The sequence below is a fragment of the Pedobacter arcticus A12 genome (genome assembly GCF_000302595.1).
Taxonomy (GTDB): Bacteria; Bacteroidota; Bacteroidia; order Sphingobacteriales; family Sphingobacteriaceae; genus Pseudopedobacter; species Pseudopedobacter arcticus.
Window position 1 is genome coordinate 103,629 of sequence record NZ_JH947128.1, and the last position, 18,821, is coordinate 122,449.

An 18,821-nucleotide genomic window follows, 5' to 3' on the forward strand; every position below is an offset into this window, starting at 1 on the left:
TAACCAACTTATGTTCAGTACGATAAAAAACAGCATCTCAAAAAACACACCAATTGGCATAAATTTAGCTAGTGTTATTTAAATCAAACAAATTATAACAATGAAAAAACTATTTATTTTAACCTTCGTTGCGATATCGTTGTCTTTTGGGGCAAGCGCACAATCTTACAAAAACAGTATTGGCTTAGGACTGGATTTTGGTACAGGTCAAACATTAGTAGGACCGTCTTTCAAGCATTTTTTTAATGCAAACTCTGCTATCCAGCCAGAATTACTATTTGGTGACCATACCACAAGATTACAAGCTTTCTATCAGTACCATCAAGCAATTAAAGGTGCAGATGGCTTAAGATGGTATATCGGTGGTGGTCCGGGTGTAAATTTCTTTAAATACGCAGGCTATAACAACACCACTTTTTTATTAATGCCACAAGCCGGATTAGATTTCAAAATTCCAGGAGCACCAATTGCTTTAGATTTTGATTGGAGACCGACTGCATTTATCGGTGACAATAGTGATTTTGAAGCTGGAAGATTCGGTTTCGGATTTAGATTCACTTTTTAAGAGTAACAATTCTTGACATAAGCCCCTTCAGATTCGTTCTGATGGGGCTTTGTTTTTTTATAGAATTTGATCCGATAACTTACCTAGTCCTCTTTTTTGGCAAGAACACTTTTTGATTTTCTATTAATTAGCCATGCACTTATTCCTATACATACTCCTAGCAGTAAAGTAACGTTCATTGCTTTACCAGCTAAGAATGCCAATACAATAAATATCACTGAAATTAAAGCCATTGTTCTTGCCAGCACTTTTAGGCCAAATACGTTTTGAGATTCGCTTGTTTCGTTTAACTCATCATCTTCCTCAGCAACAGCATGAAGGGCTTCATCTGTTTGGCGTTTATAGCCGAGGTAATCTTCTGCAACCTGGTTTTTTGATTTTGCCCACACTTCATAAGCTACCAAAAGTGCCAATGGAATAAACGCACCTGCCAACATTTCTTGGGTTCTAGTAAAGGAAATACCAGTAATAAGCGGATGAAAGAATTTGAAATAAACATTAACCGAAAGTCCTAAAATTGTACACCAAAGGATGGATTTACCAGTATGACGCTTTGAAAACAACGCCCATATTGGCGGGCCATAGAGCGAACAACCCGTAACTGCCCCTACACTTAAAACAATTTCAACAATTCCGCCTGCCAGTGGCACCAACAAAGCCACCAAAATGGTGAGTACGCCAAAGACTGTAGTTGCCAATTTAGCAACAAACATCAACTGTTTTGGCTTGGCTAATGGTTTAACAGACTTATACAAGTCATTTGTAAAAACTGCGGCCGCAAGGTTTAATGTGGTATTTACCGAACTTCCCGTTGCAAACAACATTCCGCCCAGCATTAATCCAATCATTCCTTTTGGCAATACCTCTTTACACATCATCAGGTAAGCTCCTTCGTTCGCCAACCCAGATAAATTAGGATTTAAAACCCTATACATCATCGGTGGCAACATCCAGATAAAAGGACTTATGAGGTACAACGCCGCAAAAAGATAGCCCACTTTACTGGCCGATTTTGGAGTACTCACACTCGTATAACGCTGAACGTAGGCCCAGTTTCCTCCTATAAATATCCCATTGTACACCCCGAAAGCCAACAGAAACAACCATGTATACTCCTCGTTAACGGGAGAAAAAAAGGTATCTGGTACGCTCGAAAAGAACTGTTCAACTCCACCTATCCGATCAAAGGCCAACGGCACCACAATAATAATGGCCGCTGTAAGCACTACAAACTGCAAAACGTCTGTAATCATTACCGCCCAAAGGCCACCTACAACTGTATAAATAATTATAAGAATACCGAAGACAACGATACAGGCCTCAATAGAGAAACCTGTAGACACATTAATAATTTTGGCCACAGGATAAAGAAAAGCCCCAGTGTACATCAACGAGATTAACAAAATCAGATAGCTGTAAAACTTTTGAACCTTAACTCCCAATCTTTTTGAAACAAACTCCGCAGCTGTTAATGAATGTGATTTTTGCCAAGCGGGTGCAATAAATAAGCCAACCAACAGACCTGCAACGCACATGGTTAACTGGATAGCGATAGATACAAAACCATATTGATATGCCAAAGATCCCCACACCACAAAGGTACCCGCAGAGAAAAAACTCATAAATAAGGAGAGTGAACTAATTTGCCAAGGTACAGCTCCTCCTGCGGCAAAATAAGATTTCATATTGCTTCCGGATTTACCGAAAGATAGTCCCGCTACAATTATTACAATTGTAAAAACGAACATAGTTACATAGTCGAGAAAGCTCATTGTTGGTTTTTATTTAATTGTAACAGCGGATAGAGAACAGTGCAGCCGGAACATTTTCTGACGGATGCTCCAATGAAATTGTTAGCTGGTTTGTGGTAATTGGCTCCGAAAACGCTATGGTATCTCTAGTCTGATAATTTCCCTCTTTTTTATAAATAATTTTGCCTTTGTCATCTTTAATCTCATAATTTCTTACACAAAATGGCATTGCATCTTCTGGGTGTCCCATTAATACACTTTCCATTGGGTGATCATAATCCGTATCAAAGAAAAGATCTATTTTACTGATTTCTTTTGGCTTGTCCCAACTCATCTTTAATTGAGGCTTCTTATCTTCAAATGCGGCTACCCACGCATTTGGCGCTGTAGTAGGGCGGTAAACTCCTGTTCTAAGATTCTCTTTACCAAATCTCTTTATCGCCGGTTCTAATTTCATAGCTATATTATGCCCTTCTGGCCTACGTTGTGGGCACCAAAACTCAAATGTTTCCATTCCAATATCTTCGGGAGGAGTTTGTTTACCAAAATTAGAAACCGCCTTGTTCACCGAATTAAAAACGGAAAGCACTCCGGTTATCCGCTGGTTCGAAAGATGCAACTTTAACGCTGGGTTTTTATGAAAAATCACAAAAGCATATGCTTTTTCTTTAATTTCTGCTGAGAATGAAAGGCTTAAGCAATTACGTCCGGCATTTATCGCCAAAGTCTGCTTTTCTAAACTAATATCTGGTGTATAATTACCCGTTTTATTACTGATGCGAAGTTCTACTTCTAACACTGTATTTGTGTCTGATTCCGCATGAAAAACAATCTGAGGCACCTTCCCTTCAATTAAGGGCAACATTTGCGCAACAGACAGGTCTAACGGTTTAGCAAAATCCGACGATAACTCAGATAACTCGTATTCACTTGAGACTTCAATTTTAGCAGTTTGCACCAAATCTGAATCTTCTTTTAATTCAAAACCCGGAATGTGCTGACCGCTCTTCAGCAACTCATCTTGTAAAGTTCTGAGGAATTTCTTCTCTAAAAGATCTCTGGGTTCAAGGTTGTTTTCTTTGGCCACGTAAGCTGCCATTCCTATAGACTGGCCGATATGGGCCGCGGTAGCCATTACCCTAGTAGAAGCGAAAGCCACATGCGTTGCACTGATGATTCTACCGCCCAGAAAAAGATTTTTAATATTTTTACTATATAAACAGCGATACGGAATCTGGTAAATACCTTTTCCATGCCATTGATTGCAACCAGGCTTTTCACTAAAAACCCCATCGGCCGGGTGAAGATCTATAGACCATCCGCCAAAAGCAACGGCGTCTTCATGACTTTTCTGTTCTACAATATCTTGTTGGCGGAGCATATAATCACCCTCAAAACGTCGGCTTTCTCTTTTACCCGGTATGGTACCTACCCATTCCAAAGTCATGGTTTCAGCTTCTGGGAAATCACCTGAATTTTTAATATAATCCCAGGCCCCATAGGCTACTTTCCACAATTCCCATTTTATTTCTTCAGTGTCATGAACGGTATCCATACGCCCACCATACTCTAACCACCATAATTTACAGCCATGTTCTTTTGCATTAAAGCTCTTAAACCTAGGAATTTCTTTGACAACATCTATCGCAAAACTGGGTGCTGTAAATTTTACTGGTTTACCCGTGTCTTTGGTGTAAAAGTATAAGCTATGCCCAAGTAGTTCGCCGTACTCATCTGTCGGTGCAAATTTTTCACCAAATTCTTCTCTACACTCCGCCCCCATCCTAAATGCTGCACCAGAAAGGAAACCAACAATACCATCGCCAGAAGCATCACAGAAAAGTGGCGATTTTACTAAATATGATGTTGAATTTTGGCTACAGAATGCTTTTACGGAGGAGATGGTATCAGGATCTGATTTTTCTATTTCATAAACTGCTGTATTCAGGAGCAAGGTGATATTAGGTTCTGATACAACCTTATCTAACAATATCACATCAAATATTAATGGATTACCTTCTTTATTCTGGTAAGTATTCTCAACTAAAATCTCATCAATTACGCCACCTTCCCGGCTCCATCGGTTGTTATTGCCCATATGCGAAGTAGCACCCAATATCCACAAACGTACTTCACTAGATGAGTTGCCACCTAACACTGGGCGGTCTTGTATTAAAACCACTTTCACACCTTTACGAGCTGCAGTAATTGCAGTGCACACACCAGACAAGCCGCCGCCTATAACTGTTAGATCTGTGTTGAAATTTTCTATTTTTAATTCCCTGCTTATTTCGAATGCCTGTGTTATCATTATTTTAGAATATGTTCGATTACTGGTTTGGTTTGGTTTGGTTTAAAACAAATATATAACTTTATATTATTATGGACAATAGTTTTTGCACAATAGCTAAAGAATCTAAAATAGACTTAGAGATTTATGTTGAGTTTAATCGGCTAATTCCATGTATCAGAATAAAATAAACTAAGGTTGGTTTTAATTTTCGGTTCCGTTTATAGTGACTGAAACATTTTTAATTACCCCATTTAATGTTAATGCTAAATCCAACACAACATCTGTGTTATAAGCTATATGTTGCACAGACCATTCGTAAGGATACGCTACACGTTCTATATTTAAGTTGTTGATATTCGTTTGCAAATTAGCTTTTGCATTCTCCAGTGGTGGCGTATCTAGATATGCATAGATAGAATCCCACCCGAATGGAGATCTTATCCTAAATACATAAAATTTTCCCCAATCATTATCAACAGTAACGGTTTGCATCCCATTTTCAACCTTAGGTATTTTTGCTTCAATTATTGGATTTGTTAGAGGGAATGAAATTGCTACCGCATTCTTCTGGTTTAATGTGGTATTAATCTCTCTCCCATTCATATTTAGAGAAGACGAGATGCAATCATCATTTGAGTAAACTTCGGCTACCGAGTTTGAAGCGACATTAACATTATTGGTAAGTATTAAATTCACTACGGAAGGATCAGGAGACTCGTTTAATAAAACTACCCAAAACTTATTATCAGAAATAGCAGTAATATAATTCACTGCAGGATTATCAAGAGTAACAAGGTCTTTTTTAAAATACAAACTCACTTCTTTATCCGAATATATTTTACCTTTTCCTCCTCCAAAAATCCTATTATTAAACCAAACAAACCCTTCTTGCCTGCTGTAAGGGAAATTGATATTCCCTTGAGATCTTTGCATGGCTTCGGTGATTAAAAAATCGTGTGTGAACGCCAATTGAGATGGGATATGATGATAATACATAGAAGTTACGTCTGGCCCTGTATATGGATAATCGGGCTTCATAGGAAGGTCTGTAAAACCTCTTGCATAATATCCAGGATAATTAGAAAACCTCCCAATAATAGAATTACGGGCATAAGTTTGAAATATTTCTCGATTGTTATACTGGAAAACACGCAATAAGTTGGGAGACCAATTTGACATGTAAACATGAAGAATAGGGTCTTTAGGGAAGAACAATGTAGTTGGTTGTTCAAACCCTAACCCAATAGGAGAAACAATATCTTGCTGGATCTGTTTTTCTTGCACATCTCCTGCTGTACGAGGAAAACCTAATCTATACTTTTCACTCCCTTTCCACCAAATTGTTGTGGTTCCGTTATAACTGTTTCCAGGGTGGATGGTTTGTAAATTGGCAGTTACTTTAGGGTAAGATCGCAAACCTGCGATAGTGTAAAATGCCGATTTTTCTGCAGCGGCCAAATATTTACTGTCCTTAGTAACTTCGTAAATATCTACTAGATCCCACCAGTTTGGGTAATAGGTTACGTTATAAAATCCGTTCGCTCCTAAGGGATCTGTTTTAACACCATAAACATCGTTTATTAGAAAATCATCGGCGCTACGTATTGCTGCATTTAACCAGTTAGCACTTTGTGTGAGTCTATATGCCGCCAATTTCTCCGACCAACTACTAGTTGCTCTTAATTCTCCATTAGGTAAGGCTAAATCTTTAATCCATGGATTAGCGTTGTTTAATAATTTATCTAACCCTTCAAAATAAGCAACATTAAATTCTTTGCTATATGGACTTAAACGAAGTGAGCTTGCAGTTGGCGTAAATAATGTCCCTTCTTTATTAGACCACCTGTATCCTCGACGTGAAAGTGTATATTCAATAGCAGGAAGTGCCCTTTTAATATACATATTTTCATCTTTGGACATTACAGCTGATGATAATAATGTTAAAGTTGAAGTATTGACAACCACAGGAGCTATTACTGGATCCATTTCTATATCATAAAATCCTTTCATTGTACTATCCCAACCCGATGCAACATCACTATTAATCAAATCAACCATGTTTATTGCCGAATTGGTAAGGGATGTTGTTAACTGCTGACGATAGTCTTTAACTTGATAAACCTGATTAGAGAAATATTCTAAAGCATTATCCCAAGTGCTACAAACAGCACCAATTTCAAATTCTCTTTGTAGAGATTGCCCTACATTAAGTTTTGAATCGGCAAAACCTAATATGGGTGCAAAAGAGATCGGCTGGACTTTATTACTTTCATTTTTTAGAGAAAACCCAAAAGGTGATGTTTCTCCCGTTGCCCATTCCAACGGATAATTTGACAATGCCCCAGAAATAAAAAAGCTAAATTCCTGATTATTTATAGTCGTTTCTACAATACTCACTGGTTGGGGAGTTAGTGCACTTGGCACCAACAAAGGCTGATCAGGCAAACGCTGATACTGAAACATTGGGGGCAATTGTACATTTTTTACCGCCTCCAGATTAATTGGTTGTAAAGCAGTCACCCCAAAACTATAATATCCTTCCGTTTGTGCTTTAAAGTCAAGTGCTAAACTTAAATGGCTGGCATCTAGCGCTAATTTCCACGTTCCGTAGATAATCTCGCCACTATCAGTAGTATATTTTACTTTTAATTCTTGATTAGATATTTTCTCTACTGTTATCGCATTGCAAAGCAATAGTTGCCCCGCACTAAAAGGATTTCTTGCTTGAGCTTGGTCAAATACAGAAAACGTTTGTCCCAAGCTTTGAAATGTAATTTTTGCCATTTCATTTTCCCATGCAGGATAAACTCCCATATAATTTACTGAAGGGTTGGTTTCATTCAAAAGAAAAACCCTATTTGCCTCTCGTTGGTCGTCAATCGTTAGCCACTCTCCATCTTTAAAAATACTTGTTGTAGAAACGATATGGGGAGCATTCGTTTCGTCCAAAACTGTAACAAAGCTTAACTTAAGTTTACCATTACTTATTTCTGCATTAACTGCAGATATATCATTAACAAGACGGTATGGCGCTACTGCTTGCGATGAGGTAGGGCTTGAAGGTAAGATTTTAGGGCTTATTTTAAAATCCTTTAGATCATTTAAAGTAACGGAATTAGGATTAAAAGCAGTTAATTTTGTTAAGATAATTGCATCGCATCGTCCATAATATCCTCTGGTATCCTTTATTCTTAAAAGTGCCTCTCCAACATTTAGAACTGCAGTACCAACTTTTTCCCAGTAATATCCCTGCTGACCATGTGCGCCAGATTCCTGACTCATCGCAACTTCATTAATATACATTAAAAAGCGACGGGTACCTGGGCGGTTATCTGGGTAATCTGACGAACGAGTCCAAACATCATAAGTTCCAGCGGTTTGAACTTCAATGGCGGTATAAGCATTACCATTAGGAATTGCTGTTTGTCCTACACTTAAAATTTTTGATCCAGAAACTCCTATTTCATTACTTACCAACCATTTATCAGGAAATTGAAATTCTTCTGCCTCAATCATATAAGTGTCAGCCGTTGTTTGTGCCTTAACTTGCGTAAAACAAATGCATAAAAAACAAACACTTATTAAAAGCGTATAATTTGATTTAGAAAGCATACAAATAAATTATTGTTTAATGAATTTTGTTCTAGCGCTTCCGCTATTTCCAGTAATTGTAGCTACGTAAACTCCTGAGGCAAGATTAACCATTGGCTTTACCTTATTAAACCCTGCATTCAAATAAATACCATCTTCGTCCATTAGTTTCCCTGCCATATCGTAAATTCTTAGTGTTGCGAGATTTGGATCTGGCATATTAATCAAGAATTCGGTGATGTAATTATCTATACATACTATTTTAACAATATCTTTTTCTGTATCAAATTTCACTGACTGAACAGCTGAAAGACTGAATTTTCCGTCGAGATCTAATTGTTTAAGACGGTAATAGTTAATTCCCATCAACGGGTTTTGATCTATATAACTGTAGGTTTTTACTTTGTTGGAATTACCAGCGGCTGGCATAAACCCAATATTATCAAATGACCGTCCATCCTGTGATCGCATAATCTCGAAAAAAGAAGTTCCCTTTTCTGAATAGGTAGACCAAGTGATTTTCGCTTTCTGATTTTGTTTGAAAACATTTAATGAAGCCATTGAAATGGGTAAAACTGACTCCGTAGGTAAGTTCGGAAAAGCGTAACTAACACCTCTAAACACGGTGTTTGGTTGTGCTGTTGCCAAAACTACTGGACTTGCAGAAAATGTACCGTTTAAACCACTGCTATCTGTTATACTAACCAATTCTCCACCTCCAACATCACTTGTTCCGCTTTTACGGGTAGCATACATTACCACACTTCCATTAACAGCACTGCCCGTTAAACCAACATATAAATCACTTGCTGTCCCTACTTTTCCGTTACTAACCCATGTACCATTAACTAAAGAATATTTTAATATTCCTGAAGTATTATCTGCAACATATAAAACATCTATACCAGGAGTACTGTTACAAACATCTGCCAAAAAAAACTGACAGGGGCTTCCTGTTATTGGATACCCAGGTAAATTTACCACGCTTTGCCCTCCAATTGGTAAAACACCTGGTCCAACGGTAGTTAATCTCCGTTCACCGCTGGTGGACGACATAAATAACTGACCATCAAAAACATTAATTGCTCTTCCAGTGACAGTGGCTACAACGGTAGATGCTGAGGCGCCTAAAAGAGCATATCTTACTCCGCTTACCCCACCCGTCATCCAGATTCCATTATTTCCATCAAAAACGGCACCCCGGGCATTAACGGATGAAAATGCATCTTCTAAACTTGTACTTGTATTTATTGAACCATTAGCATAAACAATACCTGCTGTTCTGTTAATTACACTGCTTGAAGTTGCACCTACCATGTTTGTACCTACTGGTGCATTGTATCCTAATATACATACTGATTGTCCGTCGGGAGATAAGGCGGGGTAGCCTTCATAAACATATCTGCCTGATAAGGTTAGTTTTTTATTGTCACCAAAATCAGCAATCGGCATTGCTATGGTTTTTACCAAAACACCGTTAACATTATATTCATCAAGATAAACTGGTGTAGCGTTATTTGTTAATAAATTACTACCGTCACCAATCCTAACTAAAAATAAATTCCTGTTTGATAAATTTTGGCCGTAAACCGTTGGTTTTACAGCAAAAACCAATAAGATTAATAAACAATAAAATATCTTCATCGCAAAATCTATTTGGGATTTAAACCGTTAAATTTATAAGTGAGTTTTTAATAGATACTTACTGGATTCTTAAAGAAGATATAATCACAAATGATTATATCTTCTTTATAAGAGAAAAAGGATTTTTATTTAATAAACTTTTTTGTAATAATTTTATTTCCTTTTTTTATAGATAAAACATAAACACCAGGAGCCTGAAAGAAAGGAATATTAATCAGGTTTACCTCGTTATTTAAGTTAGCAGATGTTTCAATTAGCTTTTGACCAGAGATGTTCTGGATAATAATCTCAGCTTTTGATGATGAGCCTAAAATAGTTAGCTCTATACTATTTTCTTTAACATTAATCTTTCCATCGTCGGTTTCTTGTAGGCCTGAATTGATAACAATTGGTCCATATTCTGTGTGTTTTCCATCCAAATCGACCTGACGCAATTTATAGTAATTATTACCCGCAGTTGCAAACTGATCTAGAAACGAATAAGTTAACACCCTATCTGAAGTTCCGTTTCCTTTAACGTCACCTTGCATTATAAAGCTTTGCCCGTCGGTTGAACGGAAAATTTCATAATGTGAATTATTTTGTTCGGATGCTGTTTTCCAATTTAACTCGACTCCTTTGATGGTTAATTTACCTGTAAAAGAACTAAGGGACACTGGCGTTGTAGTCTCTTTTGGAGAAAGTGCAATCCCATGAAAAACAGTGTTTGTGCCCGCAGTTGCAAGAGTTGTAAGTGGGGTTAACACATCTGATATATCTTCATTATAACCTGTATTATCGGTTATTTTAAATAACGTATTGGCTGAAGAACCAAATTTTATTCCATAAAGTGTTACTGTAGTTCCAGAAACAACTCCCGTTAAGCCCGTGTACTGTCCGGTTACAATACCATTTGAAACCCAGCTACCAGAAACAAGCGAATATTTAGCAATACCACTGGATGTTGCAGCGTTAGCGACGTACAATACATCATAACCTGCTATAGTCGCATCAACATCTGCGAAGAAATATTCTCTACCTGTTGCTGCGGTTGTGGGTAAGCCCGATAAACCTGCCACAGTTTGTCCGGCCGTTTTAGGCAAGCCCGAACCTATGGTAACGACTGGACCATCCGAACCTGAAATTTGAGAAGTGTATAACTGGCCATTAAAAATACGCATTGCCCTACCTGTGCGGGAAGCTATAGAAGTTGCTAAAGTAGCCCCAATAGTAGTATAATAAATATTAGCACTACCACCTGATATCCATAAATCATTTCCATCAGCAACAGCTGACGATATTAAAGCTCCATTGTAAATATCTAAAGCTGTTGCTGTATTTACGGTACCAGCACCATCTATTACACCTACAACCCTTTTATTCGTAGCACTTGCAGAAGTAGCTACAGTAACTGTGCCTACTGTAGCATCGTAACCTGTTAAAGTTAATTTCTTTCCATCTTGAGATAAAGATAGAAGACCTTCAGAAGAAGAGACACTGGAGGTATTACCATCTAAGGTTAATATTTTGTTACTTCCTGAACCTACTTTTGGTAAGGAAATACTTCTAACCAGTGCTCCCGCGGTGGTATATTCATCTATAAACACAGGAGCAGCAGACGTCCCTAAAGTTGTTGTTCCATCACCTACCCGTAAAACGGAGAGTGTACCAGTTTGAAAAGCTGTTTGAGCAAACGTTAACTGAGTTGCCACAGCAAATAAAAAGCTTATTAGTAATTTTTTTTTCATGATTCTTTTTTTAGTTATTAATATTTGCTTTCCCTTGTGGTGAAAGTGAAAGCCCTCGAAATATTGTGTTTTTTTCTGTTTTTGTTAAAATAAGTCTACTTAATTCCGAAATAGAACCATTGTAGCCCGTATTATCCGTTATCTTAAACAACTCTGACGATGATAGGCCAAATTTAATTCCGTATATAAAAACCTCGGAACCAGAAATTACCGCTGTAATGCCTGTATACTGTCCTTTTATTGTTCCATTTGAAACCCATTCTCCATTTAATAAAGAATACTTTGTTATACCATCTGAAATACCACTGTTAGCAACATAAAGCACATCAAAACCTTTTATTTTTGGATTTACATCTACAAAAACAAAATCACGACCTGAGGGTGTGGTTCCATTGATCGTCATTCCTGGCAATGGAGCAACTTCCTGCCCTTGTGTTGTTGGCAGACCCTTACCTACAGCAATTACTGAACTTGCCGTTCCTGTGGATTGAGCGGTATATAATTGATTATCAAAAATCCCAAGACCTCTTCCTGTACGAGAAACTATTGATGTAGCATTTGTAGCTCCTATCGTTGTATGATAAATATTTGGCTTTCCGCCAGATATCCATAGGTTATCTCCATCAACGACTGCCGAGCTGATAAACGTTTTAGGAAAAATATTTAATGCCGTTTTGGTGTTTACCTGTCCCAAACCATTAATTACGCCAACCACTCTTTTAACCTCATCACTTTCTGTAGAGGTGACCGCATCAGTCCCTACAGGGGCATTATAACCTGTTACGGTTAGCTTTTCTCCGTCTTGAGATAATGACAAGATTCCTTCATAAGAAGAAATTCCAGAAGTGTTTCCATCTAAAGTCAATACTTTGTGATCTCTTGACGCTTTAGTGGGCAGAGCAATGCTTTGAATCAATTTACCTGCGGTAGAATATTCATCGATAAATACAGGGGTGGCTGCTGTCCCTAATTCTTTGGTACCGTCTCCTACTCTTAAAACCGACAGACTTCCTGACGTAAAAGCTTTTTGTGCAAAGGCCGAGTGCATTGCTGTAACTAGTAAAAAGCTTAATAATAATCTTTTCTTCATTATTTTCCGTTCTAAATTTATATGAATTGGCATACTGATATTTACTCGCTAATTAACCTCCATATTAAATCAGTTATCTTTTTGAGACGATAAAATAGAAAGAATAAATTAGTTTGGTTTGGTTTGGTTTTTATTATAAAATAAAAGTAGGATTTTATTTTATAATTCCAAAATTATATTTAAATAATAGTTTATAAACGAAGAACCGCTTATTGAATAGACGTTTCTACAATAAGCGGTTTTACAACATCTGCTTTTAAAAAACAGATGTTGCCTATCTGTAATAAAGCACTGCTTTATTTAACTTTTTTTGCAGCTACGCTTTTTAAATATTGAGCAAACTTTGGCGCTACCTCTTTAGGTACAAATTTCATTTTCAAAGGCGATTCGTTAAACAAAACTGAATACCAAATTAACCCACCAAGGTATCTTCCTGCCTCGTTGGCGTGATTTGGATCAAACACTAGTTTTTTATCTTTCCAATAATAACCCATATTTAAAGAATTATCCTGTTTCGGAAGATTTGGAAAAACGGGATGATCATAATCAAAACTATCATCTTTTTTAAAACCAAAACAACTATCAGAAGCAACTGTATAAAAAGCATCGCCTACAGGAATAATTTTTAAATTTAATTGTTTGGCTACGGTATGGTAAGCTTCTCTAGATTTTTGCCACATCTCTGTTTGATTTTGAGCTAATTTCCCAGTCGCTACTCTTCCGAATTTTTTCGCATCCGTTCGATAAGCCCATGTTTGATGTAAAAAAATGTGTGCATTTGGTTGAATTTTCTTAATAAAGTCATAAAACTTTTGAGCATAAGGCCCGTAACTTTCCAAGTCTGCAGACAGATATGAATACTGCTGTATGGTAACAACATCCCATGTGCCTTCGGACAACAGCATACGTAATGATTTTCCATTGTAAGGTTTTCCTTTAGGATCATCTGGATTTGCCTCGGCAAGTTCTACAAAACCCCAATGCTTTTCTAAAGAGCAGCCTCCTAATTCAGCTCTTCCTATCACTAACTCTTTCCCTCTCTCTTTTGCAAATTCAGGTAAATACGCAGTAGCATTCTGCGAAAAGCTATTCCCAATAACAAATAGCCTTAACGCTTTACTACCATCCTGAGCGTTAGAAAAAATACTTATGAAACTTAAAAAAACAAAAAAGATAATGCCTTTTATCTTAAATGTACTACGTGAAAATTTGTTATTCATTACCGTTTATATTTAAAGTGTTTACTTAAAAAAGATACGTTTAAAAATTAATTGATCACTTCTCCTCTTATCAATATTTTACCGATATAGACATTTGTTTTATCGTATTTTTCAGGGTTACTTTTTATATCCTGCAATTGTGATTCTCCTAAAATCTGTTTCTTATTTACTTTTTCTGGGGAAACAATAAACTTAACGATATGAATGCCTGGCGGTAGTTCTATAAACTCGGCCTGTCCTCTATATCTATTGTTGCAAAAACCATTAAATCTATTAATCAAATCTTTTGACTGATTATTGGCATTTGCTTTTAGTACAAGTGTTCCTGTTTGTTTTTCTACACTTGCTATTTTACCATCTACCTCTAATATAAGTTGCCCTACCTCGGGCCCACCAATATCAAAAAAGCCAACCATTGTTCCGTTAAATTTAAAAGTGAAGGTTTCGCCTGGGGCTTCTGCTTTCATCACATAAGAAAACCAATCTGCAAACTGATTAAACTCGCGAACCATTTTTGGTTTTATAATAGTCCATCGGTCACTAAATTCAGCAATATCCAACGGTGAAAACATTTTAGCATCTTCCCAATTATCTGCAGTAATAGCCTTTGGAATATTATGTTTTACAACTCCTTTATGCGCTTTCATCTTGATAAAAGAGCGGAAAATAGATTGAGCATACAAGTTTCCACCAGCTTCTACAGGATGTGTTCCATCGTTTGAAAAAATGATTTTATCTGTTGCTGTACCAGAAGGTGCTTTCCATAATAATTTTCCTTCACTCTCCAGATAACTAGCTTCGAGCCCCATATGAATAGATGGAATTTGGTAATGATCTGCTATTGCTTCGAGTGCCATAATATTGGATGGCACTTTGCCAGCAGCATAAATTTTAGATTGACCATTGAATATGGTGTAAATCATGCAGATATCAACAAATGGGTTATCCTTCCATATCTGACGAATCATACCTTCCATACCGTCCTCAAATGCATTATTTACGGCAAACTCAATAAATATTAAATCGGGCTTAAACTGAAGTATTTGTTCCTGAATTCTACAGGCGCCAAGATCGGTTCCTGTTCCTGATATTCCTGCATTAATAAATTTAATATTATTGTTAGGAAACATATTTTGGATAAATCTGGCAGATTGCATTCTGTACAAGTTTATTCCTCGCGTAATACTTCCACCTATATAACCAACAACCAAAGAATCTCCTTTTTTTGCCTTATTGAAAAAATTCGGTAATCCTTTTCTAGCATACAGTTCCTCCTTATTATTAAATTTACTAGGATTAATAGTTGGAGTTGCTGGAACGTTTGGATTAAAAAACAAGGGCATTCCGCCAGTTTGACTAGATGCAATTAGTTTTTCCCGTTCCAATTTTTCCTTTTCATCCGAGTTTTTTTCTTGAGCACTACCCGGGCTTATTGCTATCAAAAGCATTAAACAAGAAAAACCTAAAAAAAACACCCTTTTCATTTTCATTAATCTATTTTTTTATTCCTTCAAACTCGAGGTTTACTTGACGGATTTCGGTAGTTTGTTTTCTTCTTAATTTCAAATTGATTGAAACTGGCTTGTCTGGATCTATTTTATTGAATGACCATTCAAAGGGATAGTCCATTTTTTTATTTCTAGTTAATGCATCTTCATTTAATTCAATCTCTACTTCTGCCCCCTCAAGCGGAGGTGTGCTTAGATAGGCATAAATAGAATCCCAGCCAAAAGGTGAACGAATACGAAATGCATATAACTTACCCCACGGAGCGCCTAAATTTATTTCCTGCAAACCATTCTTAACCGGAGGAATATCCTTTTCGCTTTTCACAGTTGTCAATGGAAATGAATAGGCCGTTAATCCTTTACCTGCAATACTGGTGTTGATTTTATTTCCAGACAAGGATACATTGGTTATATTACTGGCTGTCCCTTTATAAAATTTCCCATCATCACCTTTAATATTAATCTGGGATTTGTCTAAGTTGATCTCAAAATTTTGTTTTTCTCCAGACTCATTCATCAGTACTATCCAGAAACGATCATTGGATACTGCAGTAAGGTAATTTATTGCTGGATTAGCAATATTAACAAGCCCTTTCTTCAACCATAGCTTTACGTTTTCATCATCGAAAATAGTTCCTTTTCCGCCACCATAAATTCTATTATTAAACCACACAAAACCCTGTTGTTTACCCCATGGAAAACTTATCGCTCCGTTTGACCGCTGAACTGCTTCGGTGATCAAAAAATCGAAGGTAAAGGCCAAGTGTGGCGAAATATGATGATAATAAATGGAGTTAATATCTGGACCTTGATAAGGATAGTTTTCTCGATAAGTTAAATCTGTAAACCCAGTGGCATAATAACCTGGGTAATTAGAAAAACGACCAATAATAGAATTTCTTGCATATATTTCAAAAATACCATGTTGCGTATCTGCGGACAAACGTAACAAATGTGGTGCCCAGGTGGACATAAAAATGTGGCGTACATTTTTCTTTGGAAGGAAAAATGTAATTGGCTGTTCTAAGCCTAAACCAACGGGTGAAACTAAAGATTCACTTACTTCTTTCTCTTTAACATCTCCATCTTTACGCGGAAAACCTAAACGAAATTTCTCTCCGTCTTTCCACCATAAATTGGTGTTTCCTTCATATTTATTACCTTCATGTATCAGTTGCTTTTTCTCTTCAACCATCGGGTACGAACGAATACCTGCCAAGGTGAAATAGGCAGAATACTCAGCCGCTTTCAAGAACGTTTTATCTTTACTAACTTCATATAAATCTGTTAAATCCCACCAGTAGGGATAAAAAGAAGTATTATAAAAAGGTTGTGCTGTTAATAAATTTGTTTTTTGCCCGTAAACTTCGTTATCAACAAAAGTTTTTGCGCTTCCTATAGCATTTGTTAACCACTTTTTATCTTTTGTAAGCCTATATGCGGCCAATTCCTGAGTCCATGCTGGTAAATTTACGCTATAACCTGAAAGCTGCCTTGGTTGCTTTTGGGGCATTGCAACATCTACTAACCATGGGTTTTTATAAGCTAGCAGTTGGTTCAGAGATTCAAAATAGGCCGTATTAAACTGCACATTAGTGTACGGATTTAGCTCTAAAGAAGCAACCGTACGATTATATGCCGTCCCCGCTGCCTTCGCCCACCTAAATGCACTTCTAGACAGTGTGTATTCAATAGTTGGTAATGCTCGTTTAATATAAAGATCTTCATCTTTACCCATAATAGCAGCAGAAATAACTGCTAAAGGAGCAGATTGAGCTACCGTTGGTGCAATTTTAGGGTCTGCTTCAATATCATAAAACCCTTTTAATTCTTTACTCCAGCCTGATGCATTATCATTTTTTATAAGGTCTATAATGTTAAATGCAGCTTCTGTTAATGACAGAGAATCTTGAGACCTGTAATCTTTTACTTGATAAATATTGGTAGATATATACGCTAATGCAGCAGTCCAATCATCGGCAACTGCTCCTAAGTTAAAGGATCTTTTTAAAGTCTGGCCTGCTAGTATCTTTGAATCTTCTAAACCCAAAATGGGAGCAAATGCAATTGGTTGAATTTTGTTGAATTCATTTTTTAAGGAAAAACCAATACGCGAAGTAATGTCCTTAGCCCAATCTAACGGAAAATCCTTTAATGAACCCGTAATAAAAAAACTCAATGGCTTATTATTCTGATTAATTTCCACAATTGCCAAAGGTTGTGGAGTCATGGCGCTAGGTATCAATAATGGAACTTCGGGTAAACGTTTATAATTAAACATTGGCGGAAGCTGAACATTTTTTATGCTACTTTGGGGAGCATCTTGAAAAGCAGAAACAATAAAACTATAATACCCTTCGTGTGATGCTTTATATTCTAAACTAAGTTCATAATGTGCCAACTCGGGATTAAGTTTCCATATTCCTTTCACCTCATCGCCTTTTTCGGTAACATAGGTTACCCATAATTCATTCGGTGAAAGTTGTTTTACACTTTTCGGTTCACATAGTAAAAGATCCCCTGCAAGAAATGGGTTTTTAGCACCTTCCTGATCGATAGTTTTATAAGTTTTACCATTAACAGTAAACTCGGTTAAACTTGAGGCATTTTTCCATTGCGCAAAGTATGCCCCAAAATCTATTTTTGCGGTTTTAGTTCTTAATAAAAAAATCCGTTGCGATTCTATTTTATCATTGATGCTAACCCATTTTTTATCTTGAAAAACAGCACTGCTAGCAACAATTTTTTGTATTCCAGTTTGCTCGTTAATTACCTGTTCAAAGCTTAGACTTATATTGCTATTAGCTAGTTTTCCTAATACATTTTCTTTTTTTGTAAATAAAAACGGAGCTGTTATAGCTAAAGCAGAAGGATTTTCTTTTACTTTAAATGGCTTTAAAACATAGCCATTTAACGAAGAAGCTTTATTGGGATCTAAGTTCTCATCTGTAGTAAAAAAGATAGCATCGCACCTGGCAAAGTTGAGCTTGGTGTTTTTTAACCTTAAAATATTTTGACCAATTTGTAGTTGAGCACTCCCAATTTTCTCCCACTCGTAACCATTTTTTAAATGCGCCCCTGATTCTTTATCCATAGGTTGATCATTGCAAAACAATAGGTACCTTCTGGTTCCTGGACTGTTATCTGCATAATCTCTGGACCTTGTCCAAACAAAAAAACTGCCCTTTGTTTTAACCTCAATAACCGTAAGCGCATCTGAAGTTTCTTCTTTCGAAAAAGACCCCAATAAAGCACCTTTCCCCGAAACATTAGTTCCTGCTTCCTTACTTACTTTCCAACCAGCGGGAAACTGAAACTCCTCTGCTTCAATTAGGTAACTTGTACTTTTTTGAGCATATAAACTTTGGGATATTAATAAATTAAATCCGAGCAAAACATATATCGAAGGGAAAAATTTAAGTCTATCCATTT

General features: G+C 36.8%; 10 protein-coding genes. 1 reads left to right on the forward strand and 9 read right to left on the reverse strand.

Going from position 1 to position 18,821, the window contains the following annotated elements; all coding sequences use genetic code 11:
- Positions 1-100: 100 nt before the first annotated feature.
- Positions 101-565, forward strand: coding sequence for a hypothetical protein (locus tag B176_RS0116470; protein WP_017259935.1), 465 nt, complete (start codon positions 101-103; stop codon positions 563-565).
- An 83-nt stretch (positions 566-648) separates the two neighbouring features.
- Here the strand turns inward: B176_RS0116470 and B176_RS0116475 are convergent, their stop codons facing one another.
- The 9 genes from B176_RS0116475 to B176_RS0116515 all read right to left on the reverse strand — a co-directional run bounded on the left by B176_RS0116475 (position 649) and on the right by B176_RS0116515 (position 18,819).
- A complete protein-coding gene (locus B176_RS0116475) occupies positions 649-2,337 on the reverse strand; it encodes a sodium:solute symporter family protein (protein WP_040540738.1) in 1,689 nt (562 codons plus the stop codon).
- A 13-nt stretch (positions 2,338-2,350) separates the two neighbouring features.
- The gene (locus tag B176_RS0116480; protein ID WP_017259937.1) at positions 2,351-4,627 is read right to left on the reverse strand and encodes an FAD-dependent oxidoreductase; all 2,277 of its coding nucleotides are present in this window, start codon (positions 4,625-4,627) and stop codon (positions 2,351-2,353) included.
- Positions 4,628-4,810: 183 nt separating this feature from the next.
- A complete protein-coding gene (locus B176_RS0116485; protein WP_017259938.1) occupies positions 4,811-8,221 on the reverse strand; it encodes a hypothetical protein in 3,411 nt (1,136 codons plus the stop codon).
- 9 nt (positions 8,222-8,230) lie between these two features.
- The gene (locus B176_RS0116490) at positions 8,231-9,844 is read right to left on the reverse strand and encodes a T9SS type A sorting domain-containing protein (protein ID WP_017259939.1); all 1,614 of its coding nucleotides are present in this window, start codon (positions 9,842-9,844) and stop codon (positions 8,231-8,233) included.
- A 125-nt stretch (positions 9,845-9,969) separates the two neighbouring features.
- Positions 9,970-11,571: a T9SS type A sorting domain-containing protein gene (locus B176_RS0116495; RefSeq protein WP_017259940.1), complete on the reverse strand. Its 1,602-nt coding sequence runs from the start codon at positions 11,569-11,571 to the stop codon at positions 9,970-9,972.
- A gap of 10 nt (positions 11,572-11,581) precedes the next feature.
- Positions 11,582-12,661, reverse strand: a complete 1,080-nt coding sequence (locus tag B176_RS0116500; protein ID WP_154648025.1) for a hypothetical protein — start codon at positions 12,659-12,661, stop codon at positions 11,582-11,584.
- Positions 12,662-12,957: 296 nt separating this feature from the next.
- Positions 12,958-13,881, reverse strand: a complete 924-nt coding sequence (locus B176_RS0116505; protein WP_017259942.1) for a DUF4886 domain-containing protein — start codon at positions 13,879-13,881, stop codon at positions 12,958-12,960.
- Positions 13,882-13,928: 47 nt separating this feature from the next.
- Entirely contained in the window at positions 13,929-15,371 is a 1,443-nt protein-coding gene (locus B176_RS0116510) for an SGNH/GDSL hydrolase family protein (protein WP_017259943.1), read from the reverse strand.
- A 4-nt stretch (positions 15,372-15,375) separates the two neighbouring features.
- Positions 15,376-18,819 (reverse strand): hypothetical protein, encoded by a 3,444-nt coding sequence (locus B176_RS0116515; protein WP_017259944.1) that lies wholly within the window; start codon positions 18,817-18,819, stop codon positions 15,376-15,378.
- Positions 18,820-18,821 lie beyond the last annotated feature (2 nt).

Coding starts and splice junctions, on each gene's coding strand:
- B176_RS0116510 (WP_017259943.1), bottom strand. CDS start 15,371: ATGAAAATGAAAAGGGTGTTTTTTTTAGGTTTTTCTTGTTTAATGCTT.
- B176_RS0116475 (WP_040540738.1), bottom strand. CDS start 2,337: ATGAGCTTTCTCGACTATGTAACTATGTTCGTTTTTACAATTGTAATA.
- B176_RS0116470 (WP_017259935.1), top strand. CDS start 101: ATGAAAAAACTATTTATTTTAACCTTCGTTGCGATATCGTTGTCTTTT.
- B176_RS0116495 (WP_017259940.1), bottom strand. CDS start 11,571: ATGAAAAAAAAATTACTAATAAGCTTTTTATTTGCTGTGGCAACTCAG.
- B176_RS0116515 (WP_017259944.1), bottom strand. CDS start 18,819: ATGGATAGACTTAAATTTTTCCCTTCGATATATGTTTTGCTCGGATTT.
- B176_RS0116500 (WP_154648025.1), bottom strand. CDS start 12,661: ATGAAGAAAAGATTATTATTAAGCTTTTTACTAGTTACAGCAATGCAC.
- B176_RS0116490 (WP_017259939.1), bottom strand. CDS start 9,844: ATGAAGATATTTTATTGTTTATTAATCTTATTGGTTTTTGCTGTAAAA.
- B176_RS0116505 (WP_017259942.1), bottom strand. CDS start 13,881: ATGAATAACAAATTTTCACGTAGTACATTTAAGATAAAAGGCATTATC.
- B176_RS0116480 (WP_017259937.1), bottom strand. CDS start 4,627: ATGATAACACAGGCATTCGAAATAAGCAGGGAATTAAAAATAGAAAAT.
- B176_RS0116485 (WP_017259938.1), bottom strand. CDS start 8,221: ATGCTTTCTAAATCAAATTATACGCTTTTAATAAGTGTTTGTTTTTTA.